Below are 23,722 nucleotides of genomic sequence, written 5' to 3' on the forward strand. Positions count from 1 at the left end.
CTGTGGTACTCCGCTTGGGCTTGTTATTGATGGAAGCGTCGCGTGCAGCCCTTTTTCAGGGCTGTCGGCCATCCTGTTCCTGATTCTCGGGCAGAGGAAACAGGACGACAGGTGGGTGAAGCTGGACAAGACCGGCAGGTCACATCCTTTTCCATGTAATTTCCATGTAATGGACACCTGCAAAAAGCCCTCGTGGTGCCCTTTGCAGGTGTACATCCGCCGTGCAGCTTAACGAGTGCGACAATGTGCCTGCTTGCAGCGCTGCGACATATTCGGTCAACGGCAAGCTAAACAGCCGGTTTGCATCGAACAACCGTAGCAGCCCGGCGAGCAAAACGGCACCTTGCGCTGTGAAATTGCGCGCATATTCTGCGTGTGACTGCAGTAATCCAGCAGAAAGTTGTTCGGGCTGGCAAAATCCACTCTATTTGCGCCCAGCAAGGCTCATCGAGCCAGGAGCCATCACCATGCAAATGACCACCGCCCTTCTGATCGCCAACCCGTGCGACGAGGAAGAAGACAACATGGCCATGCTGTGCTGCCACAGCACCCAGGGCGAAATGTTCCTGATGACCCGCTACCCCGACGAAGACGAACTGGAAATCGCCCTGGAGGGTGAGCCTTCGACACTGGAAGGCGTCAAGGTGACCCTCAGCCCGACCCTGCTGAAAATCGAAATTGCCGCGTCGGACGCCGATGTGCTGAACGGGGATGATGTGCTGGAGATTACCCACGACACCGATGCGGCGGATTTGGCGGAGGTGGAACTGACGTTGCAGAACATCCTCAAGGGGACGGGCACCTATATCAGCCAGCTCTGAACCTGAAGCGCGACTGACTCCCTGCGACGAGCATGCTTGCTCGCCACACGGAACTTGGAGGCACCCCGCCTAACTTATTCCTGCGCCGGCACAAGATTGCCGTCCGAGTCATGGACCAGATACTCGTCAGGACACGATACCTGCGCTTTCCTGGGCTGAGGTAAACCACCGTCGGTCGTTCTTATGTCGCGTCGCTCTTGACGACCCGCTGGGTTCTGAGGTCTTCTGAAACCGGTTTCAAAGCCACTAACAAAAATAAGCAGGTTTCAATTGATGAACCCTTTCTCCGCCGCCCAGCGCAGCCGCGTGACCATGCTTGATGTCGCCGAACGCGCCGGGGTCTCCAAGGCCAGCGTCTCGCGCTTCATTGGCGAGGATCGCGCCCTGCTTTCCGAGGCCATCGCTCAACGCATCGAGCAAGCGATCAGCGAACTGGGCTACCGTCCGAATCAGATGGCCCGCGGCCTCAAGCGCGGACGCACACGCCTGATCGGCATGCTGGTGGCCGATATCCGCAACCCTTATTCAATTGCCGTGATGCACGGCGTGGAAACAGCCTGCCGTCGCCACGGCTACAGCCTGGTGGTGTGTAACACCGACCGCGACGATGAGCAGGAACGCCAGCATCTGGCCTTGTTGCGCGCCTATAACATCGAAGGGCTGATTGTTAACACCCTCGGCCACCACCGTGATGAATTGTTGGAACTGCGCAGTGAAATGCCCCTGGTGCTGGTCGATCGCAAGGTCGATCGACTGGAAAGCGACCTGGTGGGCCTGGACAATCCGGCGGCCGTCGAGATGGCGCTCGATCATCTCGAACAGCGGGGCTACCGCGATCTGTTGCTGGTGACCGAACCATTCGACGGCACCAGCTCGCGGATCGAACGGGTCGAGAGTTTCAAGGCCGGCATTCAACGACGGCCTGCCCTGGCCGGCACCGTTGTGGAAACCTGTGATCAGTTGACCACGCGCATCAAGAACTTTCTTGCCCCGCCGGGACATAGCCCCAAAGCATTGTTCTGCGCCAATGGCATTGCCGCCCTGGCCGCCACGACGGTGCTGCGCGAACTGGGTTGCCACTTGTTCGACGATGTAGGCCTGATCGCCCTCGATGATCTGGATTGGTACCCGCTGGTGGGCAGCGGCATCACCGCCCTGGCCCAACCGACGGCCGAGATCGGCGCCAGCGCGTTCGAATGTTTGCTCAAGCGCTTGCGTGGCGATAACGGGCCGGTGCGAACCCTGGATTTTGCGGCGCGGTTGATCGAGCGTGGGTCCACGCGGGGAAATGGTCGGTGATGAAGCCCTACCGCGAGCAGGCTCGCTCCCACACTGGATCTGCATCGCACTGGAGTCCCCTGTGGGAGCGAGCCTGCTCGCGATAGGGCCCTCTCAAGCACAACCTTTTTTTTGCACAAAACTGAAACCGGTTTCAGAGGTATAAAAACAATGCACAACCCACCCGTCTCCATCAGCCTTTCCAGCTACGGTGCCGATCTGGTACGGCAACAGGGCCAAGGCAGTTTTATCGATCTGCTGGCTGCCGCTGGCGCTTCAAGGATCGAATGGCGCGAAGAACTGCTCACCACTGAACAGCCCGCTAAACTGGCCGCCGGTGCCTTGGCCAAAGGACTGCAAAGTATTTTTTCCTCTCCACTTGAACTGTGGCTCGCCGGCCAGCCCAAGCCCAATCCCGCCCTGTCACTTGCCTTGCGACGTGCCGAGGCGTTTGGCTCGGCATGGCTGAAAGTCTCTCTCGGCTATTTCACCGACTCCCATGATCTGCCAGCCCTGGCGGATGCGCTGGCCGCCAGCCCGGTGCGATTGCTGGTGGAAAACGACCAGACCCTGCAAGGCGGGCGGATCGAACCATTACAGCGTTTTTTTGCTGCGACAGAGGAGCAAGCGCTGCCCATCGGTATGACCTTCGACATTGGCAACTGGCAATGGCAGGACCAATCGGCCGCTGTGGCCGCCCGACAGCTTGGGCGGTATGTGGCTTATGTGCATTGCAAGGCCGTGGCCCGGCGCGCCGACGGCAAACTGGTCGCGGTGCCTCCGGCGATGACAGACCTGCATCTGTGGGAACAACTGTTCAAACACATGCCCGCTGGTGTAATGCGCGCAGCCGAATATCCGCTGCAAGACGATGATTTGCTGCAGTTGACTGCGGGACATGTCGCCACCCTCGCCCGCCTAGGCCAATCATGCCGGGAGCCAGCCCATGCCTGAGTTCGATGTGTTGTCTTTCGGCGAAACCATGGCGATGCTGGTGGCCGACCAGCGCGGTGACCTGGCCAATGTCGAGCAGTTCCACAAGCGCGTCGCCGGGGCCGACAGTAACGTGGCCATCGGTCTGTCGCGACTGGGCTTCAAAGTGGCGTGGCTGAGCCGGGTGGGTGCTGACTCCCTAGGACGCTTCGTGGTGCAGACGCTGGAAAACGAAGGCCTGGATTGTCGCCACGTGACGGTCGATCCAGCCCACCCCACCGGGTTCCAGTTCAAATCCCGTAGCGACGATGGCAGCGACCCACAAGTCGAATATTTCCGTCGCGGCTCGGCGGCCAGTCATCTGTCGATCGACACCATCGCCCCCTCGCAGCTCGAAGCCCGCCACTTGCACGCCACCGGCATCGTCCCGGCCTTGTCGGTCACGGCCCGTGAGATGTCCTCTGAATTAATGATGCGGATGCGCGAGGCCGGCCGCAGCCTGTCCTTCGATCCCAACCTACGGCCGAGCCTGTGGGCTAGCGAGTCGATGATGATTCACGAAATCAATCGCCTCGCCGCCCTCGCCCACTGGGTCATGCCGGGGCTCGGCGAAGGTCGCTTGCTGACTGGTTTCGACGACCCGGCCGACATCGCCGCGTTCTATCTGGACCTGGGTGCCGAAATCGTCGTGATCAAGCTCGGCGCGGATGGCGCCTATTTCCGCACTCAGCTAGGCCAGGGCGTAGTTGCCGGCGTGCCGGTGGCCCAGGTGGTGGACACCGTGGGCGCCGGCGATGGCTTCGCGGTCGGCCTGATCAGTGCGTTACTCGAAGGCCGCGCCATCACCGAAGCCGTACAGCGCGCCAACTGGATTGGTAGCCGCGCAGTGCAGAGCCGTGGAGACATGGAGGGATTGCCGACGCGCATTGAGTTACTGGCTGAATTTAATGATGCCAATCGCCAGCAGGCTCGCTCCCACAGGGTCGACGCATCCTCATGCGGGAGCGAGCCTGCTCGCGATTAGAACCACCACAAAACACACCTGCTGCAACAAAAACAACAAGCTCAGGAGTCAACGACATGCAAACGCTCAACCTCGCCACCCGCCGCTGGTGGTACATCATGCCCATCGTCTTCATCACCTACAGCCTGGCTTACCTGGACCGGGCCAACTACGGCTTCGCCGCCGCCTCGGGCATGGCCGAGGATCTGATGATCACCCCGGGGCTGTCCTCATTGCTGGGCGCACTGTTTTTCCTTGGTTACTTTTTCTTCCAGGTACCGGGGGCGATCTACGCGCAGAGACACAGTGTGAAGAAGCTGATTTTTGTCAGCCTGATCCTCTGGGGCTCGCTGGCGACCCTGACGGGCGTGGTCTCCAATGCTTACTGGCTAATCGTGATCCGCTTCATGCTCGGCGTGGTCGAAGCTGCGGTCATGCCGGCCATGCTGGTGTATCTCTGCCACTGGTTCACCCGGGCCGAACGCTCACGTGCCAACACCTTCCTGATCCTTGGTAACCCGGTCACCATGCTGTGGATGTCCGTGGTGTCCGGCTATCTGGTGCAACAATTCGACTGGCGCTGGATGTTCATCATCGAAGGTCTGCCGGCGGTGCTCTGGGCCTTTATCTGGTGGCGCCTGGCTGATGATCGTCCGTCCCAGGCCAAGTGGCTCAGCAACCAGGAAAAACAAGACCTGGAAAGCGCACTGGCGGCTGAACAGGTCGGTATCAAGGCCGTGAAAAACTATGCCGAAGCCTTCCGCTCACCCAAAGTCATCATCCTGGCACTGCAATTTTTCTGCTGGAGCATTGGGGTCTACGGGTTCGTGCTGTGGCTGCCGTCAATCCTCAAGGCTGGCCTGCAAATGAGCATTGTCGAGGCCGGTTGGCTGTCGTCGTTGCCATACCTGGCGGCAGTAGTCGCCATGCTGGTCGTGTCCTGGGCGTCGGACAAGGCGCAGAAGCGCAAACGTTTCGTCTGGCCGCCGCTGCTGATCGCGTCCGTCGCGTTTTACGCCTCCTATTTGCTGGGGCCTGAGCATTTCTGGTGGTCCTACAGTTTGTTGGTGGTTGCCGGGGCTTGCATGTACGCGCCGTACGGGCCGTTTTTTGCCATCGTTCCAGAGATCCTGCCGGCCAACGTCGCCGGCGGTGCCATGGCACTGATCAACAGCATGGGCGCGTTGGGTTCGTTCGGCGGCTCGTACCTGGTGGGCTATCTCAACGGCACCACCGGCTCTCCCGGCATGTCCTTTCTACTAATGAGTGGCGCCTTGCTGTTGTCGGTGGTACTGACCCTGGCCCTCAAGCCCGGCGCCAGCGACCGCGCCATGTCTCAAACCGCGACGCCACACCCGGCGTCCGCACAGTCCTGAATCGAGCCCTCCATGAAAAAGCACGTAGTGTTGTACAAAGCGCTCTCGGCGCAACTGATGGACCGTCTGCAAGCTCAGGCCCAGGTCACCCTCATCGAGCACCTCGATGCGCCAGGCCTGGCCCAATTGCGCGACGCCTTGCCTAGCGCCCATGGCCTGTTGGGGGCCAGCCTGAAACTGGATGCGCCACTACTGGACTCAGCGCCGAACCTGCAAGCCATCGCCAGCGTCTCGGTGGGGGTCGACAACTACGACATCGACTATCTGACCGAACGCCGCATCCTGCTCACCAATACCCCGGACGTGCTGACCGAAACCACCGCGGACACCGGTTTTGCACTGATCCTGGCAACGGCTCGGCGCGTGGTGGAGTTGGCCAACCTGGTCCGCTCAGGCCAGTGGCAACAGAGCATCGGCTCCAAACATTTCGGCACCGATGTCCATGGCAAGACCCTCGGCATCATAGGCATGGGCCGCATCGGCGAAGCCTTGGCCCAGCGCGGGCATTTCGGTTTCGGCATGCCGGTGCTCTACCACAGCCATTCGCCCAAGCCCGCGGTCGAGCAACGTTTCGGGGCCCGTTATTGCAACCTCGAGACGCTGTTGCGACAGGCGGATTTCATTTGTCTGACTTTGCCTCTGACGGCAGAAACCCAAGGGCTGATCGGTGCACAAGCGTTCGCGCAGATGCGTCCCGAAAGCATCTTCATCAATATCTCCCGAGGCAAGGTGGTGGACGAAGCCGCTCTGATCGACGCCCTGCGCAACGGACAGGTCCGTGGCGCGGGGCTGGATGTGTTCGAGCGCGAACCCCTGAGTGCGGACTCACCGTTATTACAAATGGATAACGTAGTGGCAACGCCGCACATGGGTTCGGCCACCCACGAGACACGGGAGGCAATGGCGCGCTGTGCGGTGGATAATCTCCTGATGGCGTTGGCGGGAGAGCGACCGGTGAATCTGGTGAATCCGGAGGCGTGGGAGGGTTGATTCGTTCGTCCACGAGAATGAAGCCAAGCGCAGCTTTTTGGCGAGGGAATCTCTCCCCTCGCCACCGGTTCTGCCAGTACTGGATAGCCGACTGGCAACACCCCTCCTTTGAATCTTGCTCAATGACTCTAGCGGCATTTCATCCCGGGATGAATAAACCACTCTACCCATTGAGTAGATAGCCCAGAAAAGCAAACTTCAACAAAAAACCACCTTCCCTCAGGCACGTCCTACCGATCGCCAAGAACAGGCCTACACCAGCATCGGAAGTTGCATCCTAGCCCATCCAAAAGCCCAGTGTTATTAATTATGCACTTGCACAAAAACGCGCAAGTTAGGTGATCGCTAAGCGACACTGAATAATCAATAAAGGAGTATATGATATGGGTAGGAAGCGTTCTGAAATCAACACCTTTGATGTTCTGCCGCAGGCAATGGGCTTTTCCAAAGGGCTTCTGACAACCGAAGCCAACTTTTTTGCATCTCTGATCAACTGAAATCATTGATCGATTAAGTGCCTGTGAACAGGCGCCGAAAGGTTTCCACCTTTCGGCGCCTAAACCTAGAGGTTTCTATGCCAGAACGCGAACTAACATCTACCGAAGCTCTATTCAATATCATGTCCACCCTGCACACGCTCGGTTTTAGAGCCGAGGCCCGCTATACGACACCCTCCAGGCTAGTGGCAACGGCGGAGCTTTTTGATAGTGACAATCATTTTATTGAGTCAGGTGCGGGTAAAGGGCCGGACGCACTTATAGGTGCGCTGGCAGAAACCATCGAGCATGCCAGCTCTTTTCTAGCCCCTAATCATGAGTCGACATGGCACAGCACCGACAGTATTGCCAGTCAGAAAGCAGCTAAATACGACGGTTTCTTCACCCGCCTGCCATACAGCGACGAACCAATAGACTGCTTCACTCTCACATCGCTGGATAAAAAAGAACACCTGATTGCTCCAAGCGCTCTACTCTGCCCTGCTGCTGCCCGAAGCAACTCCAACGACACGCGTTCTACCATGCAATTCTTGGCACGTTACTCATCCAACTCAGGCATTGCTTTTGGCTGCACCGAAAATGAAGCTTTATTGCATGGCATTCAGGAAATAATCGAACGACATGTCTTATCTCTTTTTTTCATGGCGATATGCGGAATCGGCCCCAAGATGGACCTATACAAACCGTCGACGAGCTTGCTTAACAAGGCGCTCCTCAACGACCCTTCCGCCTTAGAACCGGCCAATAAACTGCAGATCATCATTATCAAAGATGTCTTATCTGTTTACTTTGCCGTTGCCTTTCCCAAAGCCGGTCCTGGAGACCAGCCTCTCTCACCTATTGGCTCAGGCTGTTCGATGGACATTTGCACCGCCATTCAGAGAGCGGTGACTGAACAATTCCAATCCGAGAGTCTATATGATGTCTTTGAAGACTCCATGGACAGAAAGACTGTCAAGCTATTATCGCACTCAAAAACCCTTAAAAATTTAATCGACTTGGCCCCTGTTAGAAGCCTGAACCTTCCTGAGCTTGAATGCCCACCACACAACAGCAACGAAACTGTCCCAGCGCAATTAGACACCCTGCACAAAGCCGTATCGGCGTCCGACAAAAAAATATTTCATAGAACTGTAGTGCGCTTCCCGAACAACAGCATCGTTACCCAGGCTTACATCCCTGGACTTGAACGCTTCAACATCATTAGAAATGGGCAACTCGTTGTACCTCAGCATGTATTACTCAGCAGTTGAAACCAGCCACCCATAAAACAATCACGGACGGTCGTATGCATCCTATGCAAACGCTCATTAGAACTGCCTGCAAAAAACATACGACTCTTCTGGCATCCACCATTGCAACAATCCTGGTGCTCAAGCTCATCGCACTCGCCCCACCTTTGCTCCTGGGGGCAATCGTCGACACCCTGTACGGCGAGAAACATGCAACCGTCAACCTAATGCTCACTCTTACGGCAGGCCTTGTGCTCGCTGGGTGCGTGCAGGCAATTATCAGCCCGCTACAGATCCATTTCCTATCCAAGCTTGTCCAGCAAATTATCATGGCCGCATCTATTGAATGGCTGGCAAACCTTATGCGCAAGGAATTTGCCCGGTTCAATTCATGGCGAATCGGTCACTTCATAAAGTCGGTCGAGCGTGGAATTACCGCTCACGAACAACTATTGACGTTTTTTGTTACCGTCGGACTACCGCTGTGCCTGGAGTCCTTGATCGTTGGCGGCGCTTTTTTTTACATGGGTGGCATTGAAGTTTTTGTGAGCATGACGGGTCTAGGATTTATCTACCTGATTGTCAGCCACAAAATTATCAGATGGCGCAGGAAGCACATTGACGCTGTCAACGAGCAGGAAGATGAATTGAGCGCCCTCCTATACAACACGCTCAATGCAGGTAAAGCAATAAAGCTGGAAAACGCCGAGTTTACCGCCACACAGCCGTTGAATGAGGCCTTCAAATGCTATGCCAATACTGCGGTGACCGCGGCAACCTCGGGTGGTTTCTTGAGCGCTGCCAAGATTCTGTTCGTCAGCCTCTCCACGGGCGGATTACTGGGATGGGGGGTTGTTGATCAACTGTCGAACCAGCCCAGTATCAGTGTCGGACAACTGGTGGCCATTTTTTCCATTGCCGGCAGTTACTTACTCAATATCGCCGCGTTAACGGAGGGCTATCGTGTGCTGGATCAGTTTCTTGCCGATCAGCGTCGACTTCAAAGCCTGCTTTTGCTCCCAAATTTTGACCATGGCAATCGGCAATCGGAAGTCAATTTTCGAGGGGCATCGACACTGATTCTGGATCCGTGCGTACTGACCGAAAATGGCGACGTTCGCTTGTCGATCACGCAAAGCCTGAGATTTACTCAAGGTCAATCCGTGGCGATCATCGGCCAGAGCGGTGCGGGCAAATCCACCTTGTTGGAAGTTCTCGCTGGTCTTGATCAAGAAACGCGAAATCAGTTGAGCATCGACGCAACTCCCGTTTCGCAACTGAATCCTCGCGCCCACTTGAGTGCATTGAGGTACTGCCCTCAGCAGCCCTGTTTTCTCGAAGGTCTCTTTGAAAGGTCCGTTCTGTTTGGCGTTAAAGCGTCGCCTCACCTCGACCAGGCAATACGACGACTGCAGCTACAGGACATTGTCTGTGAACGGAGCATCAGTGAACACGCATCGAATATTTCTGGCGGTGAAGCCAAGCGTCTGTCACTGCTGCGTCTGATCAACAGGCCTGGGCGATTCAATTTGTTCGATGAACCCAGTGCATCAATCGAGCCCGGGTTGACCGACTCCCTATGGGACTTGCTGTTCGATACCTTCGCAGAACGCGGGCTAATTTGTGTCACTCATGATTTCGAACATCTACAGCGCTTTGATCGGGTCATCGTCCTGCGCGACGGCGCGATTGTTGACGACGGGTGTTGGCAGGAGCTGGCCGACAGATCGGCAATCAAATTGTTGCTCAATGACTTTCAGGACACGGCACTAGCCGGCATACAGGAATAGATCTGAACGCCAGTCCCTGCGGGAGCCGATCTGGGGTGTTCATAGAGTCGGTGTTCACCTCAGATCCCCCAATGAATCCAAACCGATCACAAATCCGCACACCAAACAAAATCCCGTTAGTCGCCACCCCCCGCCATGCATTAAAGTAACGCCCCCAGCCCCGACGTTATCCGAACGCCTGGGCCACCCTTTCCAGGAACAGTCACCGATGGAACATCGTGAAGCGCTGCTGGCGCTGCGAACCTTTCTTTCAACGCAGATCCTCGGCCAGGAAAAACTCATCGAGCGTCTGCTCATCGCCCTGCTCGCTGACGGCCACATGCTGGTGGAAGGCGCGCCGGGGCTGGCCAAGACCAAGGCCATCAAAGAGCTGGCCGAGGGCATTGAAGCGCAGTTCCATCGTATTCAGTTCACCCCCGACCTGCTGCCCGCCGACATTACCGGCACGGAAATCTACCGCCCGGAAACCGGCAGTTTCGTGTTCCAGCAGGGGCCGATCTTCCACAACCTGGTGCTGGCGGACGAAATCAACCGTGCCCCGGCCAAGGTCCAGTCGGCCTTGCTCGAAGCAATGGCCGAGCGCCAGGTCAGCGTCGGGCGCAGCACGTACGAGCTGTCGCCCCTGTTTTTGGTGATGGCCACGCAAAACCCGATCGAGCAGGAAGGCACCTACCCGCTGCCCGAGGCCCAGCTCGACCGCTTCCTGATGCACGTCAAGATCGGCTTCCCGGATGCCGCGGTGGAGCGTCGTATTCTGCAGCAGGCCCGAGGTGAGGCGCTGCACGGCGAAACCAAGCCCGAGCGCCGCGTGAGCCAGCAGGCTATTTTCTCCGCACGCAAGGAGATCCTCGGGTTGTACATGGCCGACGCCGTGGAGGAATACCTGGTGCAACTGGTCATGGCCACCCGTACGCCGGCCAAGTTCGACCCGGAAATGGCCGAATGGATAGCCTACGGCGCCAGCCCGCGAGGCTCCATTGCCCTGGACCGCTGCGCCCGTGCCCACGCCTGGCTCGCCGGCCGCGACTTCGTCAGCCCCGAAGACATCCAGGCCGTGCTGTTCGACGTGCTGCGCCATCGCATCATCCTGTCGTTCGAAGCCGAAGCTGCCGGTATTGACCAGGACCGCGTCGTGCAGCGGATTCTCGACGTCGTCGCCGTCGCTTGAGTAGCCAGCCATGAACAACCCACTGGCGCCCGTACCGGGCATCCGCGTCAGCCTTTCGGAGCTGATCGAGATGCGCCATCGCGTGCGTGAAGTGCAGTTGTTCTCGACGCCGGGCCAACGTAGCCCACTGATCGGCCTGCACCACTCCAAACTGCGCGGGCGCGGCGTGGATTTCGATCAGGTGCGGGTCTATCAGGCCGGCGACGACGTACGCACCATTGACTGGCGCGTGACCGCGCGTACTCAGGAGCCCCACACCAAGCTGTTTCATGAGGAGCGGGAGCGGCCGATCTTCATCATGATCGAGCAAAGCCATCGGCTGTTCTTCGGCTCGGGGCTGATGTTCAAGTCGGTGCTCGCGGCCCAGGCCGCCAGCCTGATCGGCTGGGCCGCGCTGGGGCACAACGACCGGGTCGGCGGGCTGGTGTTCGGAGATAACACCCATTACGAGGTTAAGCCCCGGCGGAGCAAACAGAGCCTTCTGCAACTGCTGAACCGCCTGGTGCGGGTCAATCAATCGCTGCATACCGAGGGCGAAGCGGACCGCGATTCGTTCGGCAACGCCTTGCGCCGCGCCCGGGAAGTATTGCGCCCTGGCAGCCTGGTGATCGTGATTTGCGATGAGCGCGCGCTGTCCGACAGCGCCGAACAACAGTTGAGTCTGCTGTCACGCCATTGCGACCTGTTGCTGTTGCCGCTTTCGGATCCACTTGATCACGCCCTGCCCGCCGCCGGATTGCTGCGTTTCGCCCAGCGCGGCGCGCAGTTGGAACTCGACACCCTGAATTTCGAACTGCGCCAGACCTATCGCGCCCAGGCCGAGGCACGCCAGGAGCGCTGGGAATTGCTGGCCCAGAAGCTGCGGATTCTGCTCATGCCCCTGAGCACCCAGGGCGACATGGTCGAACAGCTACGCGAATACCTGAACCCCAAGCGGTCGGGGAAAAGCCGATGAGCAGTCTCGATCACCTGCAGCCACTGATCACGCCGCCACCCATCGGCTTCTGGCCTCCCGCGCCGGGCTGGTGGCTGCTGCTGGTGGTATTGCCGTTGCTGGGGCTTGGACTGTGGCAATTGCGCCGGTTCCTTCCCGCCAAGCGCTCCACCGTGCGCGCCGAGCAACCCCTGGACCCGGCGCGCCTGGCCGCGCTGGCGGAACTCGCCCAACTGCCCAAACCCTACGATGGCGCCCCTGCCGGCGCCTGGCTGCAACAGCTCAACGGGCTGCTCAAGCGCCTGTGTCGCAACCACTACCCGTACAGCCAGAGTCACACCCTCAACGGACGTAAATGGCTGGCTTTCCTGGATAACCGCTGCCCGGCGGCAGGCCTGACCCGCTGGATGGTGCTGGTGGAAGGCGCCTACAAGCCCGAATGCAAGCTCGATGACAAAGCCATTGCCGGCCTGACCCAAGCCGTCGAAATCTGGATTCGCAAACATGTTTGAGTTCGCCTGGCCGTGGATTTTCGCGCTGTTGCCGCTGCCCTGGCTGATGCGCCTGGTGCTGCCGGCGGCCGACAGTGGCGAGCCGGCCCTCAGGGTCAGTTTCCTGGGCGATCTCGAAGGTCTCGTGGGGCGCCGGGCCCGAAGCAATCTGCCGACCTGGCGTCAGCAGGCACCCTTCATCCTGCTCTGGCTGCTGTTGCTGATTGCCGCTGCCCGCCCGCAATGGTTGGGTGAGCCGTTGCCGATCGCTGCCAGCGGTCGTGACCTGTTGGTGGCGGTGGATGTCTCGGGGTCCATGGACTTTCCCGATATGCACTGGCAAGACGAGGAAATCAGTCGCCTCGCGCTGGTCCAGCACCTGCTGGGAGACTTTCTCGAAAGCCGCGAAGGTGATCGGGTCGGCCTGATCCTGTTCGGCAGCCAGGCCTACCTCCAGGCACCGCTGACCTTCGATCGTCGCACCGTGCGGCTGTGGCTGGATGAAGCGCGCATCGGCATCGCCGGCAAGAACACCGCTATCGGCGACGCCATCGGCCTGGCGCTCAAGCGCCTGCGTCAACGTCCGGCAAACAGCCGCGTGCTGATCCTGGTGACCGATGGCGCCAACAATGGCGGGGAAATCGACCCGCTGACCGCCGCCCGGCTGGCCGCCGAAGAAGGCGTGAAGATCTACCCGATCGGCATTGGCGCCGATCCGGAAGAAAGTGGCACAGCAGGGTTTGTCGGGGTCAACCCGAGCCTGGACCTCGACGAAGCGACACTCAGGGAAATTGCCCAAACCACGGGCGGCCAGTATTTCCGCGCCCAGGATGGCCAACAGTTGCTGGCGATCAAGACCACCCTCGACCAGCTAGAGCCGGTGACCCAACAGCCGACCCAGGCGCGCCCCGCCCAGGCACTTTACCAATGGCCCCTGGCCGTTGCGCTGCTGCTGAGCGTCTTGCTGGTAGCCCGGGAACGCTGGCCGGACAACCCTCTGCAGCGTCTGTTCACCCAGCCATTGTTCCAACCGGCAGAACATTCCGAGTGGCGCCGGCGACTCAAGCGCATGCGCCTGGGGAAACGCCGATGATCGCTCTCTGGCCACACTGGTTGCGTCCCTGGTTCCTATTGCTGCTGCCTTTGTTGGGGTGGCTGCTGTGGCACCTGTGGCACCGGCAGAAACGCGTGGGCCGCTGGCAAATGATTCTGCCGCCGGCGTTTCATGCCGTGCTGCTCAGTGGCGGCAACGGCCGCGAAAGCAAACTCCCGTGGGTTGCCCTTGGCTTGGGCTGGCTGTTGGTGGTGCTTGCGCTGCTGGGCCCCAGTTGGGCACGGGTCGAACAGACCAGCCAAAAACCCGCCGATCCGCTGGTGGTGGTGCTGGAACTGACGCCGCAAATGCTCGCCGCCGACGTCCCGCCCACGCGTCTGGAGCAAGCCCGGCGCAAGGTGCTGGACTTGCTGCATAGCCGCAGCGACGCCCAGACCGCAATCATCGTCTATTCCGGCAGTGCCCATACGCTGGTGCCGCTGTCCGACGACCTGTCCACCAGCGCCAACCTCCTGGAAGCACTCACCCCCTCGATCATGCCCCAGAACGGCCATCGCGCCGACCTGGCGGTCAACAAGGCCATGGCCCTGCTGGATCAGAGCGGACTTGGTCACGGTCGGATCCTGCTGATAGGTTCATCGTTGAACGAACAGGAACGCGAGCATATCCGCCAGATCCTCGATGGATCTGCCACGCAATTGCTGATGCTGGGCATCGGAACACGCGAAGGCGCCCCGGTAACCCAGGAAGATGGCAGTTACCTCAAGGATGCCCAGGGCGCGATTCTGGTACCACGCCTGGACAGCCCGAGCCTCAAGTCCTTCCTCAATGAGCTGGACGGCCGCTATCGCCCGGCGCGCCTGGACGATAGCGACCTGCGTGGCCTGGGGCTGCTGGACGGCCCTCGCCATTTGCGCAGCGACGGTCAGACGTTGCGCCTGGATACCTGGGCGGACCATGGCTACTGGCTGCTCCTGCCGCTGTTGTTGCTGGCCGCCTGCGCCGGACGGCGCGGCTGGCTGTTCTGCCTGCCGTGGATGTTCATGGTGCCGCAAACCGGTCATGCCTTCGAACTCCAGGACCTGTGGCTGCGCCCCGATCAACAGGGCCAGCACCTGCTCAAGCAGAAGCGTCCGGCCGAGGCCGCCGCCCACTTCGAGGACCACCAATGGCAAGGTGTGGCCCTGTATGAAGCCGGTGCCTACAGCGAAGCCGCTCGCCGCTTTGCCGAGGGCAACGACGCCCGCGCCCACTACAACCGCGGCAACGCCCTGGCCAAAAGCGGCGAACTGGACGCCGCGCTGGATGCGTACGAGCAAGCGCTGGAGTTGCAACCGGACCTGCGTCCGGCCCAAACCAACAAAGCGCTGGTGCAGAGCCTGCTCAAAGAGCAGACGACAAAACCTGCCGAACCTGAACCCAGTGAAAGTGAGCAGCCAGGGCCCGCCGAGCAAGCACCGAACGCCAGTGCCCAGGCACAAACTTCTGCGCCGGGACAGCCCTCCTCCGAAGCGACCGCGACACCGGAACAATCCCAGGGCCCCCAGGCAGCGCAACCGCCTGTTGCCCAGGATGTGCCGGGCAGCGAGTTGCCTGATGAGCGGACCACGACCCCACCGCTGCGCCCCGCGGCCGGCCAGCGCAACGACGAAGAACAACGCCAGGCACTGGAACAATGGCTGCGCCAGATCCCGGATAATCCGGGCGAACTGCTCAGACGTAAATTCTGGTATGAACAGCAAAGCCATCAGGCCCAGGGAAAAACCCCATGACCCGCTTCACCGCCTACCTCCTCGTGTTGCTGCTCTGGGCATCTGGAACCCAGGCCGTACAGTTGACTGCCAGTGTGGATCGCGGGCGCCTGAATTCCGGGGAGACCGTGGAACTGACCCTGGAGTCCAATGACGCCACACTGTTCGGCAAACCCGACCTGAGCCCGCTCCAGGCGCTGTTCGAAGTGCGCGGCACCCGCCAGGTCAACCAACTGACGACTCTTGACGGCGAGAATCGCGCCACCACCCGCTGGATCGTCACCCTGCTGCCACGCCAAAGTGGCACCGTGGTCATTCCGCCCCTGCAATTGGGCGAAGTGACCAGCCAACCGATCACCCTGCAAGTGATCGAAAGCGAAACGCGCAATGAGCCGGGCAAACTGGCCCCGGTGTTCATCGAGGCCAGCCTCGACCAGACCGACGTCTATGTGCAGGCACAGGCGATCCTGACCTTGCGCATCTACCATTCGGTGTCGCTGTACGACGACAGCAGCCTGACACCGCTGCACATTCCCGATGCCCGTACCGAGCAACTGGGCGAATCACGCACCTACGAAAAGGTCATCAACAACGTACGCCACGGCGTGATCGAACTGCGCTACGGCATCTACCCCCAACGCAGCGGCGAACTGATGATCCCGGCCCAGACCTTCAGCGCCACCCTGGTCGAGCCGGTGGCCCAGGGAACCGCGCCGTCGGGGCCCAAGCCCGGCCAGTTGATGCGGGTCAGTTCCGAGCAACTGCGCCTGACCGTCAACCCCAAGCCCGCCAGCTACCCGGCAGATGTGCCCTGGCTGCCGGCGCGCAGCCTTTCCTTGAGCGAGAGCTGGAGCCCGGAACCAACCCACAGCCAGGTGGGTGACTCCCTGACCCGCAGCCTGACCCTGGAAGCCGAGGGCCTGGCCAGCGCCCAGCTACCGCCCCTGCCAGCCACTGAAATCAGCGGCCTGCGGCGCTACCCCGACCAACCGGTACTCAGCAGTCGCAGCAGCGAGCGCGGTTTGGTGGGCAGCCGTGAAGACCGCGAGGCCCTGGTGCCCAACCGCAGCGGCACCATTGAACTGCCGCCGGTGGAAGTGGTTTGGTGGAACACCCGGGAAGACCACCTGGACCGCACCAGCCTTCCAGCGCGGACCCTGCAAGTGGCGAACAACCCGAGCCTGATGGTGGACACGCCAACAAGCACACCTCAGATTGTGACGATCGTCGACAGCGACACCTTGCGGTATTGGCAATTGAGCACTTTCATCCTGGCCTGCACCACGCTGCTGGGCTTGGGCCTGTGGTGGCGCGCCCGTTCGCAGCCGGCCATCCTGCGCGCGACCCAGGCCGGGCCGAGCCCGCGGACCTTGCTGGACGACCTCAAGCGTGCCTGCCTGGCCAACGACTCCCACGCTACACGCCAGGCGCTGGACGCCTGGGCTCGCCAGCAACCGGAAACCCTGGCCGACATGGCCGCACGCTTCGTGCCACTGTCCGACGCCCTGGACGGCCTCAACGGCGCGCTCTACAGCGAAACGGGTCAATATTGGCAGGGCGAAGATCTGTGGCGAGCCATTCGTACCATTCCCGCTGCGGAAGGCTTCCAGGACCCGGCCGGCGACAGTGGCTTGCCACCGCTCTACCCCAAGTGATCCCTTTGCGGGACATAGCGCTTCTGTGGCTCGCCACAGGAGTGGTGCCAACTCATTTGGAGAAGTTGCCCGGTTTCTCTCCTCTGTTTCCCAGTAAACTCTCCATCTTTTAGCCGCCTCTCTTCCCGCGGCCATCATCTGTTTTCTGGAGTTCATCTTGCGTCTGTTCCACACCTCCGACTGGCACCTTGGGCAAAACCTGCACGGTCAGGAACGCGACTTCGAACACGCCTGTTTCCTTGACTGGCTGCTGCGTCAGTTGACCAGTGAAAAGCCCGACGTGCTGCTGATTGCCGGGGATATCTTCGACACGGTGAACCCGCCGGTCAAAGCCCAGGAGCGGCTGTACGATTTCATCGTCAGTGCCCATGAACAAAACGCCAATCTGACCATTGTGATGATCGCCGGCAACCACGACTCCGGTTCGCGCATCGAACTGCCGGCGCCGCTGATGCGTCGGTTGCGCACCCATGCCCTGGGCCGGGTGTTGTGGCTGGACGACGGGCAACTGGACGTCGAGCGCTTGCTGCTGCCGCTGCCCGACGCCAAGGGCAAGGTCAAGGCCTGGTGCCTGGCCCTGCCATTCCTGCGGCCTGCCGAGGTGACCGGCGCACAACTGGGTGACGATTACCTGCGGGGCATCGGTCAGGTCCATGAATGGCTGATCGCCGCCGCCAACGACAAACGCAAGAAGGGCCAGGCACTGATCGCCATCAGCCACGCCCACATGGCCGGCGGCTCGGTGTCCGAGGATTCCGAGCGCAGCCTGATCATTGGCAACGCCGAGGCCCTGCCCGCCAGCCTGTTCGGCCCGAGCATCAGCTACGTCGCCCTCGGCCATTTGCACAAACCACAAAAGGTCAACGGCGAAGAGCGCATCCGCTACAGCGGCTCGCCGATTCCATTGTCATTTTCGGAAATCGGTTATCAGCATCAGATTCTCGATATCACCCTGGAAGGCGAAACCCTGGTCAAAGTCGAGCCACGGCTGATTCCCCGGGCCGTCAATCTGCAGCGCCTGGGCCCGGCACCCCTGGCCGATATTCTGGTGCAACTCAAGGACCTGCTGGACATCGACCTGTTGGCCGATGTCCAGCGCCAGCCCTGGCTGGAGGTGCGGGTGCGCCTCGATGAGCCGCAGCCTGACCTGCGCCATCAAGTGGAAACCGCCCTGCAAGGCAAAGCCGTGCGCCTGGTGCGGATCGCCGCCGAATACGCCGGCAACGGCGGCAGCACAAACGTCGATGACGGCGCCGCGTTGGTGGAACTGGATCAGTTGAGCCCGCAGGAATTGTTCAGCCGCGCCTGGCAAGACACCTACGGCAACGAAGTGGACGAACAGACCCTCAAGGATTTTGCCGTGCTGTTGCAAGACGTGCAGATGGAGGGCGAGCAGCCATGAAAATTCTCGCGATCCGTCTCAAGAACCTCGCGTCCCTGGCCGGGCCCTTCGAAATAGACTTCACCGCCGAACCGCTTGCCAGTGCAGGCCTGTTCGCCATCACCGGCCCCACGGGCGCCGGTAAAAGCACCCTGCTCGACGCGTTGTGCCTGGCGCTGTTCGGCGCCGTGCCGCGCCTCAACAACACCGGGCGCGACGCCAAGGTGCCGGACGCCGACGGCGAAATCGCTACGGGCGATCCGCGTACGCTGTTGCGCCGTGGTACTGGCGATGGTTACGCCGAAGTGGATTTTCGCGGCATCGACGGCCGTCGCTACCGTGCGCGCTGGGAAGCCAATCGCGCCCGGGAAAAGGCCGGTGGCAAGCTGCAAGCCAGCCGCCAGAGCCTGCGGGATCTGGACAACGATCAGTTGCTGGCGAGTCAGAAAGGCGAATACAAGGCCCAGCTCGAAGCCGCCCTGGGCTTGAACTTTGAACAGTTCACCCGTGCCGTGTTGCTGGCCCAGAGCGAGTTCAGTGCATTCCTCAAGGCCGACGACAACGACCGCAGCGAGCTGCTGGAAAAGCTCACTGATACGGCCCTGTATACCCGATTGGGCCGGCGCGCCTTCGACAAGGCCAAGCAAGCCAAAGAGTCCCACAAGCAATTGCAGGACCAGGCCACCGGCGTCACACCACTGGCCCCAGAGGCCCGCGCCGAACTGGACCAGCGCTTCAACGAAGCCCAGCAACAGCTCAAGACCCAACAGGCGCAACTCAAGCAACTGGAGCAGCAACACACCTGGCTTAAGGAACTGCGCCAGTTGCAAGAGCAACGGGCCAGCGCCGCCGAGCAACTGCAACAGGCCCAAACTGACTGGGACGCCCTGGCCGACGAACGCCTGAAGCTGACCCGCCTGGAACAACTCGCGCCGCAACGGCATCAGTTCATCCGCCAGACGGAACTGACCCGGCAGCTCGAACCCCTGGCCGTACAGGTTCAGCAGCTCACCCAGCAGCAGATCGATCTGCATGAACGCCAGGCCGAGCTGGAGAAAGGCCTGGGCGTTGCGCAACTGGCGCTGACCGCAGCCCGACAACAAAGCACCGACAGCGCCCCCTTGCTGCGCCAGGCCTTTGAAGAACAAGGCACCCTCGCCCGCCTCGACAAGGAGGCTCGCCAAAGCGCCGAACGCCAGGAGCAGGCACAACACGCCTGTAGCGAAGGCCAGCGCACCATCGACACGCTGCTTGAGCAGCAAAAACAGGTGGCCGAGCGCTTGCAGCGAATCGCCGGGGAGCTTGAACAAAGCACTCACCTGGCGCCGTTGAGCGACGCCTGGCAGGCCTATCGTGATCGCCTCCAACAGCTGATGCTGATTGGCAATCGCCTGAACCAGGGTCAGGTTGAACTCGCCACCCTGGAGCAAAATGCCGCCCACGCCGCCGAGCACCTGGCAACCCACCGGCAAAACCTCGAAGTGCTCTACAAGGAAGCCGACGCCGAACCGCAAGCGGTGGCCGAGCAGATCCAGTTGCTCGCTAATCTGCTCCAAGACAATCGCAAGCAACTGCGTGCATTCGAGGATCTGACGCGGCTCTGGGCCAGCCAGCAGGAGCTGGACAAGCGAGGTGCCGAGCTTGAACAGCGCCAGCAACAGGCGTTGCAGGAACGCGACCGATTGGTACGCGAAGGCAGCGAAGCCAAGGCCGAACTGGCGATTGCCGAACAGACCCTGAGCGTCACCCGCCAACTGCTGGAGCGTCAGCGCCTGGCCCGCAGCGAAAGCGTCGAACAATTGCGTGAACAGCTCAAGGATGACCAGCCATGCCCGGTGTGTGGCAGCGTCGAGCATCCTTACCATCAGCCCGAAGCCTTGCTGCAAAGCCTGGGGCGTTTTGATGAAACCGAAGAGGCCAATGCACGCAAAGCCGTCGAGTCGCTCCATGAAAAAGTCATCGACCTGCGCGCGCAATACAGCGGCGTCATCGCCCAGCTCAAAGAACTCAAGCAGCAACAGGAACAGCTCGCCAGCCAGCATCAAAGTCTGGCGCCCGCCCTTGAAAGCCATCCGCTCTCGGTGCAACTGCTGGCCCAGGATGCGGCCAAACGCGACGCCTGGCTGGACCAGCAAAGCAGTCAGCTCAACCTGCGTATCAGTCAGGACGAACAACGCCAGGCCGCCCTGCTGACGCTGCAACAGGACGCCGCGCGCCTGGCGCAGCACTTGCGCGAGGCTGAAACTGCGCATCAGCAGGCATCACTGCACCTGAACAACCAACAGCAGGAGCTAGCCCGGGATCGCCAGCGCCTGGACGAGGAACTGAGCCACTTCAGTACGTTGTTGCCGGCAGACACACTACAGGCCCTGCGCACCGAGCCGGCCGCGACCTTCATGCAGCTTGACCAGCAGATCGCTCAACGCCTGGCGCACCTGGAACAGCAACGCGACGAACTCAGCGAGCAGCTTCAGCGTCAGCAGGCCCTGGAGAAAGAGCAGGATCGCCAGCAAACCCGCCTCCAGCAGTTGGAGTTCGCGCAACGGCAACTGAGCGCCCTGACGGAACAACAGCAGGCCTGCCAGCAGCGGCTCAAGCAATTGCTGGGCGAACACACCAGCGCCGAACAGTGGCAGCAGCAACTCGACCAGGCCCTGGAACAGGCACACAGCGCCGAAACAGCGGCCAATCAACAACTGCAAGCGCTACGCCACAACCGGGTGGAACTGGCCGCCGAACTCAAGGCCCGCCAGGAACAAGCTCACGCGCTGGACACTGAACACACAGCCCTGGCCGCCGGCATCGCACAATGGCGCGCCAGCCACCCGGAACTGGATGATGCCTCTCTGACCGCCTTGCTTGACCTGGACGAGCAAAGTGTCGGCCAACTGCGTCAGCAACTGCTCAACAGCGAAAAAGCCATTGAGCAAGCCCGCGTGTTGCTCACTGAGCGCGAGCAGCGCCTGCAACAGCATCAGGCCCAGCACAACGGCAACCTGGAATCTGAACAACTGGCCCAGGCCCTCACCGAACTTCAAAGCCAATTTACCGCCAGCGAGCAGCGCTGCGCCGAACTACGCGCCGAACAGGCCGAGGACCAGCGCAGGCAGAACGCCAACCAGGCCCTGGCCCAGCAGATCGAACAGGCTTATACCGAGTACCAGCGCTGGGCACGGCTCGATGCGCTGATCGGTTCGGCCACCGGCGACCGCTTCCGCAAGCTGGCGCAGGCGTACAACCTCGATTTGCTGGTGCATCACGCCAACGTGCAGCTACGACAACTGGTGCGCCGCTACCGGCTCAAACGCGGTGGCAGCATGTTGGGGCTTCTGGTGATGGACACAGAGATGGGCGATGAGCTGCGCTCGGTGCATTCGTTGTCCGGCGGTGAAACCTTCCTGGTTTCCCTTGCCTTGGCGCTGGGCCTGGCCTCGATGGCTTCCAGCACGCTGAAAATCGAATCGCTGTTCATTGACGAAGGCTTTGGCAGCCTGGACCCCGAATCGCTGCAACTGGCCATGGATGCTCTCGACGGTTTGCAAGCCCAGGGACGCAAGGTTGCGGTGATTTCCCACGTGCAGGAAATGCATGAGCGGATCCCGGTGCAGATCCAGGTTCGTCGTCAAGGGAATGGCTTGAGTACCGTGGAGGTGAAATGAGCCGCGCCACGCTCTACTCGTTCCGGCGTTGTCCCTACGCGATGCGAGCGCGCATGGCGTTGCGCTACAGCGCGGTCGATTTGAACATTGTCGAAGTCAGCCTCAAGGCCAAGCCGCCCGAAATGCTGGCGCTTTCCAGCAAGGGTACGGTGCCGGTGCTGCAGGTCGATGGCAAGGTGATTGATGAAAGCCTGGAGATCATGCACTGGGCCCTGGCGCAGCACGATCCGGATAATTGGAGATTGCTTGGCGACCTCGAAGGCCATGCGTTGACGGCCGCGTTGATCGAGGAAAACGACCAGGTCTTCAAGCTTCATCTGAACCGCTACAAATACCCCGAGCGCCATCCCGAGTATCCATTGGAACATTATCGGACCGAGGGCGAGGTCTTCTTGCAAAGGCTGGAAGCGTTGCTTGAAACCCGAGCATTTCTGGCGGCGGATTACCAGAGCCTGGCCGACGTGGCGGTGATGCCGTTCGTACGGCAGTTTGCTCATGTCGACCGGGAATGGTTTGCCGCAGCGCCCTACCCTCGCCTACAGCGTTGGTTGCAAGGCTTGCTGGATTCCGAGTTGTTCGTGGCGATCATGGCCAAGTAATCACCCCACCCGGTGAACAGCTTTTGTGACTGGCTTCAGGCAGCCACGCTGCACATGCGCAGCACTGCACAATCGATCTGAAAAGGCCCGAAGACGGCAACCCTGGGCTTGACCGGCGGATTCCCCACCAACGCCCCCAAAGCCTTGGCGGTCAGGATGTTGTGCGCGATGTTGTGGTTGCACTCGATGGTCCGCGCCAGAGATCCCGCCGAGGCTTGCCCCAGACCCAGCAATGAAAAACCATTGGTGATGAACGCCAGGAATGCAATCACCCAAAACTTGCTTCTGTTCATGCGCCGACCGCCTCTTTTGCGGCGCCATGCTCGAGCGCCGCGCGGGCAACCGGGGGACCATAATGAACAGAAGGCCGGGCGGCCTGGAGAGAGGTCTCGGCAGAGCCTTGGTATTGGGCACCGAGGCTAACCACCAACACCATCGCCACGTACAGGCCGATGGCGATGTACGCGCCGTGTCTGGCAGAAGATAGGATTGCGCTGGCCATGGGGTTCTCCGTGGGCATGTTTCAGTGCCCACAGAATCAATCAACTAAACCGATTTTAATAGCGACCAATACGCATAGTGTCTATCAGTTTTATTGATTACTAATCCAAACAGATCAGTCCCTAAGCAGGCTCAATAATCGCTCACGAGCAGCGTCCGGCTCGCCGGGGGTTGGCTGGGCAGCCGAAACAATGGGGGTGGAATAGAGGAACAGCAGCATCATTGCCAGACGCATCGCCATAGTGTCGATCTCTTGTTGGAGAAGGAGTCAATTTACTAGCGTCAAATTTAAACACATGGCCATGTGATATTACAGCGGGTTTTTCGTAGGAGCAGGCAAAGCCTGCGATTCTTTCTCTTTTTCAAAGATGAAAAGATCGCAGGCTTCAGTCTTCAGCGCGGTTCAGTGTTGGGTCTTGTGGTCCAGGGCGGCGTAGAAGTTGGCGCTCTGTTGCAGGTATTTTTCGGTATAGCTCTGGGTGCGATTTTTCTTGTCGCTGATTTCAATGTTGGCACTGGCTGGCAGCGCTACGGTGGCGGAGATAGCGGAAGCAGCGATCACGGAGAAGAGATTCAGATTCATGTCGGTAGTCCTCGGATGAGTTGGCT

21 protein-coding genes are annotated in these 23,722 nt (G+C 60.3%); 17 read left to right on the forward strand and 4 right to left on the reverse strand.

Features of this window, described 5'->3' with window-relative positions:
* Positions 1-467 precede the first annotated feature (467 nt).
* The 17 genes from MKS85_RS02085 to MKS85_RS02165 all read left to right on the forward strand — a co-directional run bounded on the left by MKS85_RS02085 (position 468) and on the right by MKS85_RS02165 (position 22,612).
* Positions 468-821, forward strand: coding sequence for a hypothetical protein (locus MKS85_RS02085; RefSeq protein WP_107322371.1), 354 nt, complete (start codon positions 468-470; stop codon positions 819-821).
* A 273-nt stretch (positions 822-1,094) separates the two neighbouring features.
* Positions 1,095-2,120 (forward strand): LacI family DNA-binding transcriptional regulator, encoded by a 1,026-nt coding sequence (locus MKS85_RS02090; RefSeq protein ID WP_047225805.1) that lies wholly within the window; start codon positions 1,095-1,097, stop codon positions 2,118-2,120.
* A gap of 150 nt (positions 2,121-2,270) precedes the next feature.
* A complete protein-coding gene (locus MKS85_RS02095) occupies positions 2,271-3,053 on the forward strand; it encodes a TIM barrel protein (RefSeq protein ID WP_076384463.1) in 783 nt (260 codons plus the stop codon).
* Positions 3,046-4,056 (forward strand): sugar kinase, encoded by a 1,011-nt coding sequence (locus MKS85_RS02100; protein ID WP_047225803.1) that lies wholly within the window; start codon positions 3,046-3,048, stop codon positions 4,054-4,056. The genes MKS85_RS02095 and MKS85_RS02100 overlap by 8 nt, the downstream gene beginning before the upstream one ends.
* A gap of 56 nt (positions 4,057-4,112) precedes the next feature.
* Complete coding sequence (locus tag MKS85_RS02105; RefSeq protein ID WP_310662632.1) at positions 4,113-5,411, forward strand: MFS transporter; 1,299 nt, start codon at positions 4,113-4,115, stop codon at positions 5,409-5,411.
* A gap of 12 nt (positions 5,412-5,423) precedes the next feature.
* Positions 5,424-6,401: a D-glycerate dehydrogenase gene (locus tag MKS85_RS02110; RefSeq protein WP_310662633.1), complete on the forward strand. Its 978-nt coding sequence runs from the start codon at positions 5,424-5,426 to the stop codon at positions 6,399-6,401.
* A 574-nt stretch (positions 6,402-6,975) separates the two neighbouring features.
* Positions 6,976-8,151, forward strand: a complete 1,176-nt coding sequence (locus MKS85_RS02115; protein ID WP_310662634.1) for a YcaO-like family protein — start codon at positions 6,976-6,978, stop codon at positions 8,149-8,151.
* A gap of 35 nt (positions 8,152-8,186) precedes the next feature.
* Positions 8,187-9,920: an ATP-binding cassette domain-containing protein gene (locus MKS85_RS02120; RefSeq protein ID WP_310662635.1), complete on the forward strand. Its 1,734-nt coding sequence runs from the start codon at positions 8,187-8,189 to the stop codon at positions 9,918-9,920.
* 208 nt (positions 9,921-10,128) lie between these two features.
* Positions 10,129-11,088, forward strand: coding sequence for a MoxR family ATPase (locus MKS85_RS02125; protein ID WP_047225799.1), 960 nt, complete (start codon positions 10,129-10,131; stop codon positions 11,086-11,088).
* 10 nt (positions 11,089-11,098) lie between these two features.
* The gene (locus tag MKS85_RS02130; protein ID WP_047225798.1) at positions 11,099-12,043 is read left to right on the forward strand and encodes a DUF58 domain-containing protein; all 945 of its coding nucleotides are present in this window, start codon (positions 11,099-11,101) and stop codon (positions 12,041-12,043) included.
* Complete coding sequence (locus MKS85_RS02135) at positions 12,040-12,534, forward strand: DUF4381 domain-containing protein (RefSeq protein ID WP_139049979.1); 495 nt, start codon at positions 12,040-12,042, stop codon at positions 12,532-12,534. The genes MKS85_RS02130 and MKS85_RS02135 overlap by 4 nt, the downstream gene beginning before the upstream one ends.
* Positions 12,527-13,606: a VWA domain-containing protein gene (locus MKS85_RS02140; protein WP_139049978.1), complete on the forward strand. Its 1,080-nt coding sequence runs from the start codon at positions 12,527-12,529 to the stop codon at positions 13,604-13,606. Before MKS85_RS02135 ends, MKS85_RS02140 begins: the two co-directional genes overlap by 8 nt.
* Positions 13,603-15,339 (forward strand): VWA domain-containing protein, encoded by a 1,737-nt coding sequence (locus tag MKS85_RS02145; protein WP_139049977.1) that lies wholly within the window; start codon positions 13,603-13,605, stop codon positions 15,337-15,339. Before MKS85_RS02140 ends, MKS85_RS02145 begins: the two co-directional genes overlap by 4 nt.
* Positions 15,336-16,973: a BatD family protein gene (locus MKS85_RS02150; RefSeq protein ID WP_047225794.1), complete on the forward strand. Its 1,638-nt coding sequence runs from the start codon at positions 15,336-15,338 to the stop codon at positions 16,971-16,973. Before MKS85_RS02145 ends, MKS85_RS02150 begins: the two co-directional genes overlap by 4 nt.
* Positions 16,974-17,130: 157 nt before the next feature.
* Positions 17,131-18,375, forward strand: coding sequence for an exonuclease SbcCD subunit D C-terminal domain-containing protein (locus tag MKS85_RS02155; RefSeq protein WP_139049976.1), 1,245 nt, complete (start codon positions 17,131-17,133; stop codon positions 18,373-18,375).
* Positions 18,372-22,013 carry an AAA family ATPase gene (locus tag MKS85_RS02160; RefSeq protein ID WP_139049975.1) on the forward strand — a complete coding sequence of 1,214 codons (3,642 nt, stop codon included), beginning with the start codon at positions 18,372-18,374 and terminating at the stop codon, positions 22,011-22,013. The genes MKS85_RS02155 and MKS85_RS02160 overlap by 4 nt, the downstream gene beginning before the upstream one ends.
* The gene (locus MKS85_RS02165; RefSeq protein ID WP_139049974.1) at positions 22,010-22,612 is read left to right on the forward strand and encodes a glutathione S-transferase; all 603 of its coding nucleotides are present in this window, start codon (positions 22,010-22,012) and stop codon (positions 22,610-22,612) included. The genes MKS85_RS02160 and MKS85_RS02165 overlap by 4 nt, the downstream gene beginning before the upstream one ends.
* A gap of 35 nt (positions 22,613-22,647) precedes the next feature.
* Here the strand turns inward: MKS85_RS02165 and MKS85_RS02170 are convergent, their stop codons facing one another.
* The 4 genes from MKS85_RS02170 to MKS85_RS02185 form a co-directional block, all read right to left on the reverse strand.
* On the reverse strand, positions 22,648-22,905 hold the full coding sequence (locus MKS85_RS02170) for a hypothetical protein (RefSeq protein ID WP_139049973.1): 258 nt from the start codon (positions 22,903-22,905) through the stop codon (positions 22,648-22,650).
* Positions 22,902-23,114, reverse strand: coding sequence for a hypothetical protein (locus tag MKS85_RS02175; RefSeq protein ID WP_139049972.1), 213 nt, complete (start codon positions 23,112-23,114; stop codon positions 22,902-22,904). Before MKS85_RS02175 ends, MKS85_RS02170 begins: the two co-directional genes overlap by 4 nt.
* Before the next feature lie 114 nt (positions 23,115-23,228).
* Positions 23,229-23,354: a hypothetical protein gene (locus MKS85_RS02180; RefSeq protein ID WP_256676792.1), complete on the reverse strand. Its 126-nt coding sequence runs from the start codon at positions 23,352-23,354 to the stop codon at positions 23,229-23,231.
* A gap of 162 nt (positions 23,355-23,516) precedes the next feature.
* Positions 23,517-23,696 carry a hypothetical protein gene (locus MKS85_RS02185; RefSeq protein WP_047225788.1) on the reverse strand — a complete coding sequence of 60 codons (180 nt, stop codon included), beginning with the start codon at positions 23,694-23,696 and terminating at the stop codon, positions 23,517-23,519.
* Between the last annotated feature and the right edge of the window lie 26 nt (positions 23,697-23,722).

The sequence above is a fragment of the Pseudomonas sp. JL2 genome (assembly GCF_031570495.1).
GTDB lineage: Bacteria > Pseudomonadota > Gammaproteobacteria > Pseudomonadales > Pseudomonadaceae > Aquipseudomonas > Aquipseudomonas rhizophila.

Excerpts from the sequence above, each read along its gene's own strand:
- MKS85_RS02150 (WP_047225794.1), top strand. The coding sequence starts at position 15,336 with ATGACCCGCTTCACCGCCTACCTCCTCGTGTTGCTGCTCTGGGCATCT.
- MKS85_RS02110 (WP_310662633.1), top strand. The coding sequence starts at position 5,424 with ATGAAAAAGCACGTAGTGTTGTACAAAGCGCTCTCGGCGCAACTGATG.
- MKS85_RS02100 (WP_047225803.1), top strand. The coding sequence starts at position 3,046 with ATGCCTGAGTTCGATGTGTTGTCTTTCGGCGAAACCATGGCGATGCTG.
- MKS85_RS02170 (WP_139049973.1), bottom strand. The coding sequence starts at position 22,905 with ATGAACAGAAGCAAGTTTTGGGTGATTGCATTCCTGGCGTTCATCACC.
- MKS85_RS02130 (WP_047225798.1), top strand. The coding sequence starts at position 11,099 with ATGAACAACCCACTGGCGCCCGTACCGGGCATCCGCGTCAGCCTTTCG.
- MKS85_RS02140 (WP_139049978.1), top strand. The coding sequence starts at position 12,527 with ATGTTTGAGTTCGCCTGGCCGTGGATTTTCGCGCTGTTGCCGCTGCCC.
- MKS85_RS02145 (WP_139049977.1), top strand. The coding sequence starts at position 13,603 with ATGATCGCTCTCTGGCCACACTGGTTGCGTCCCTGGTTCCTATTGCTG.
- MKS85_RS02085 (WP_107322371.1), top strand. The coding sequence starts at position 468 with ATGCAAATGACCACCGCCCTTCTGATCGCCAACCCGTGCGACGAGGAA.
- MKS85_RS02120 (WP_310662635.1), top strand. The coding sequence starts at position 8,187 with ATGCATCCTATGCAAACGCTCATTAGAACTGCCTGCAAAAAACATACG.
- MKS85_RS02105 (WP_310662632.1), top strand. The coding sequence starts at position 4,113 with ATGCAAACGCTCAACCTCGCCACCCGCCGCTGGTGGTACATCATGCCC.
- MKS85_RS02125 (WP_047225799.1), top strand. The coding sequence starts at position 10,129 with ATGGAACATCGTGAAGCGCTGCTGGCGCTGCGAACCTTTCTTTCAACG.
- MKS85_RS02095 (WP_076384463.1), top strand. The coding sequence starts at position 2,271 with ATGCACAACCCACCCGTCTCCATCAGCCTTTCCAGCTACGGTGCCGAT.
- MKS85_RS02185 (WP_047225788.1), bottom strand. The coding sequence starts at position 23,696 with ATGAATCTGAATCTCTTCTCCGTGATCGCTGCTTCCGCTATCTCCGCC.
- MKS85_RS02175 (WP_139049972.1), bottom strand. The coding sequence starts at position 23,114 with ATGGCCAGCGCAATCCTATCTTCTGCCAGACACGGCGCGTACATCGCC.
- MKS85_RS02160 (WP_139049975.1), top strand. The coding sequence starts at position 18,372 with ATGAAAATTCTCGCGATCCGTCTCAAGAACCTCGCGTCCCTGGCCGGG.
- MKS85_RS02180 (WP_256676792.1), bottom strand. The coding sequence starts at position 23,354 with ATGGCGATGCGTCTGGCAATGATGCTGCTGTTCCTCTATTCCACCCCC.
- MKS85_RS02135 (WP_139049979.1), top strand. The coding sequence starts at position 12,040 with ATGAGCAGTCTCGATCACCTGCAGCCACTGATCACGCCGCCACCCATC.
- MKS85_RS02090 (WP_047225805.1), top strand. The coding sequence starts at position 1,095 with ATGAACCCTTTCTCCGCCGCCCAGCGCAGCCGCGTGACCATGCTTGAT.
- MKS85_RS02165 (WP_139049974.1), top strand. The coding sequence starts at position 22,010 with ATGAGCCGCGCCACGCTCTACTCGTTCCGGCGTTGTCCCTACGCGATG.
- MKS85_RS02115 (WP_310662634.1), top strand. The coding sequence starts at position 6,976 with ATGCCAGAACGCGAACTAACATCTACCGAAGCTCTATTCAATATCATG.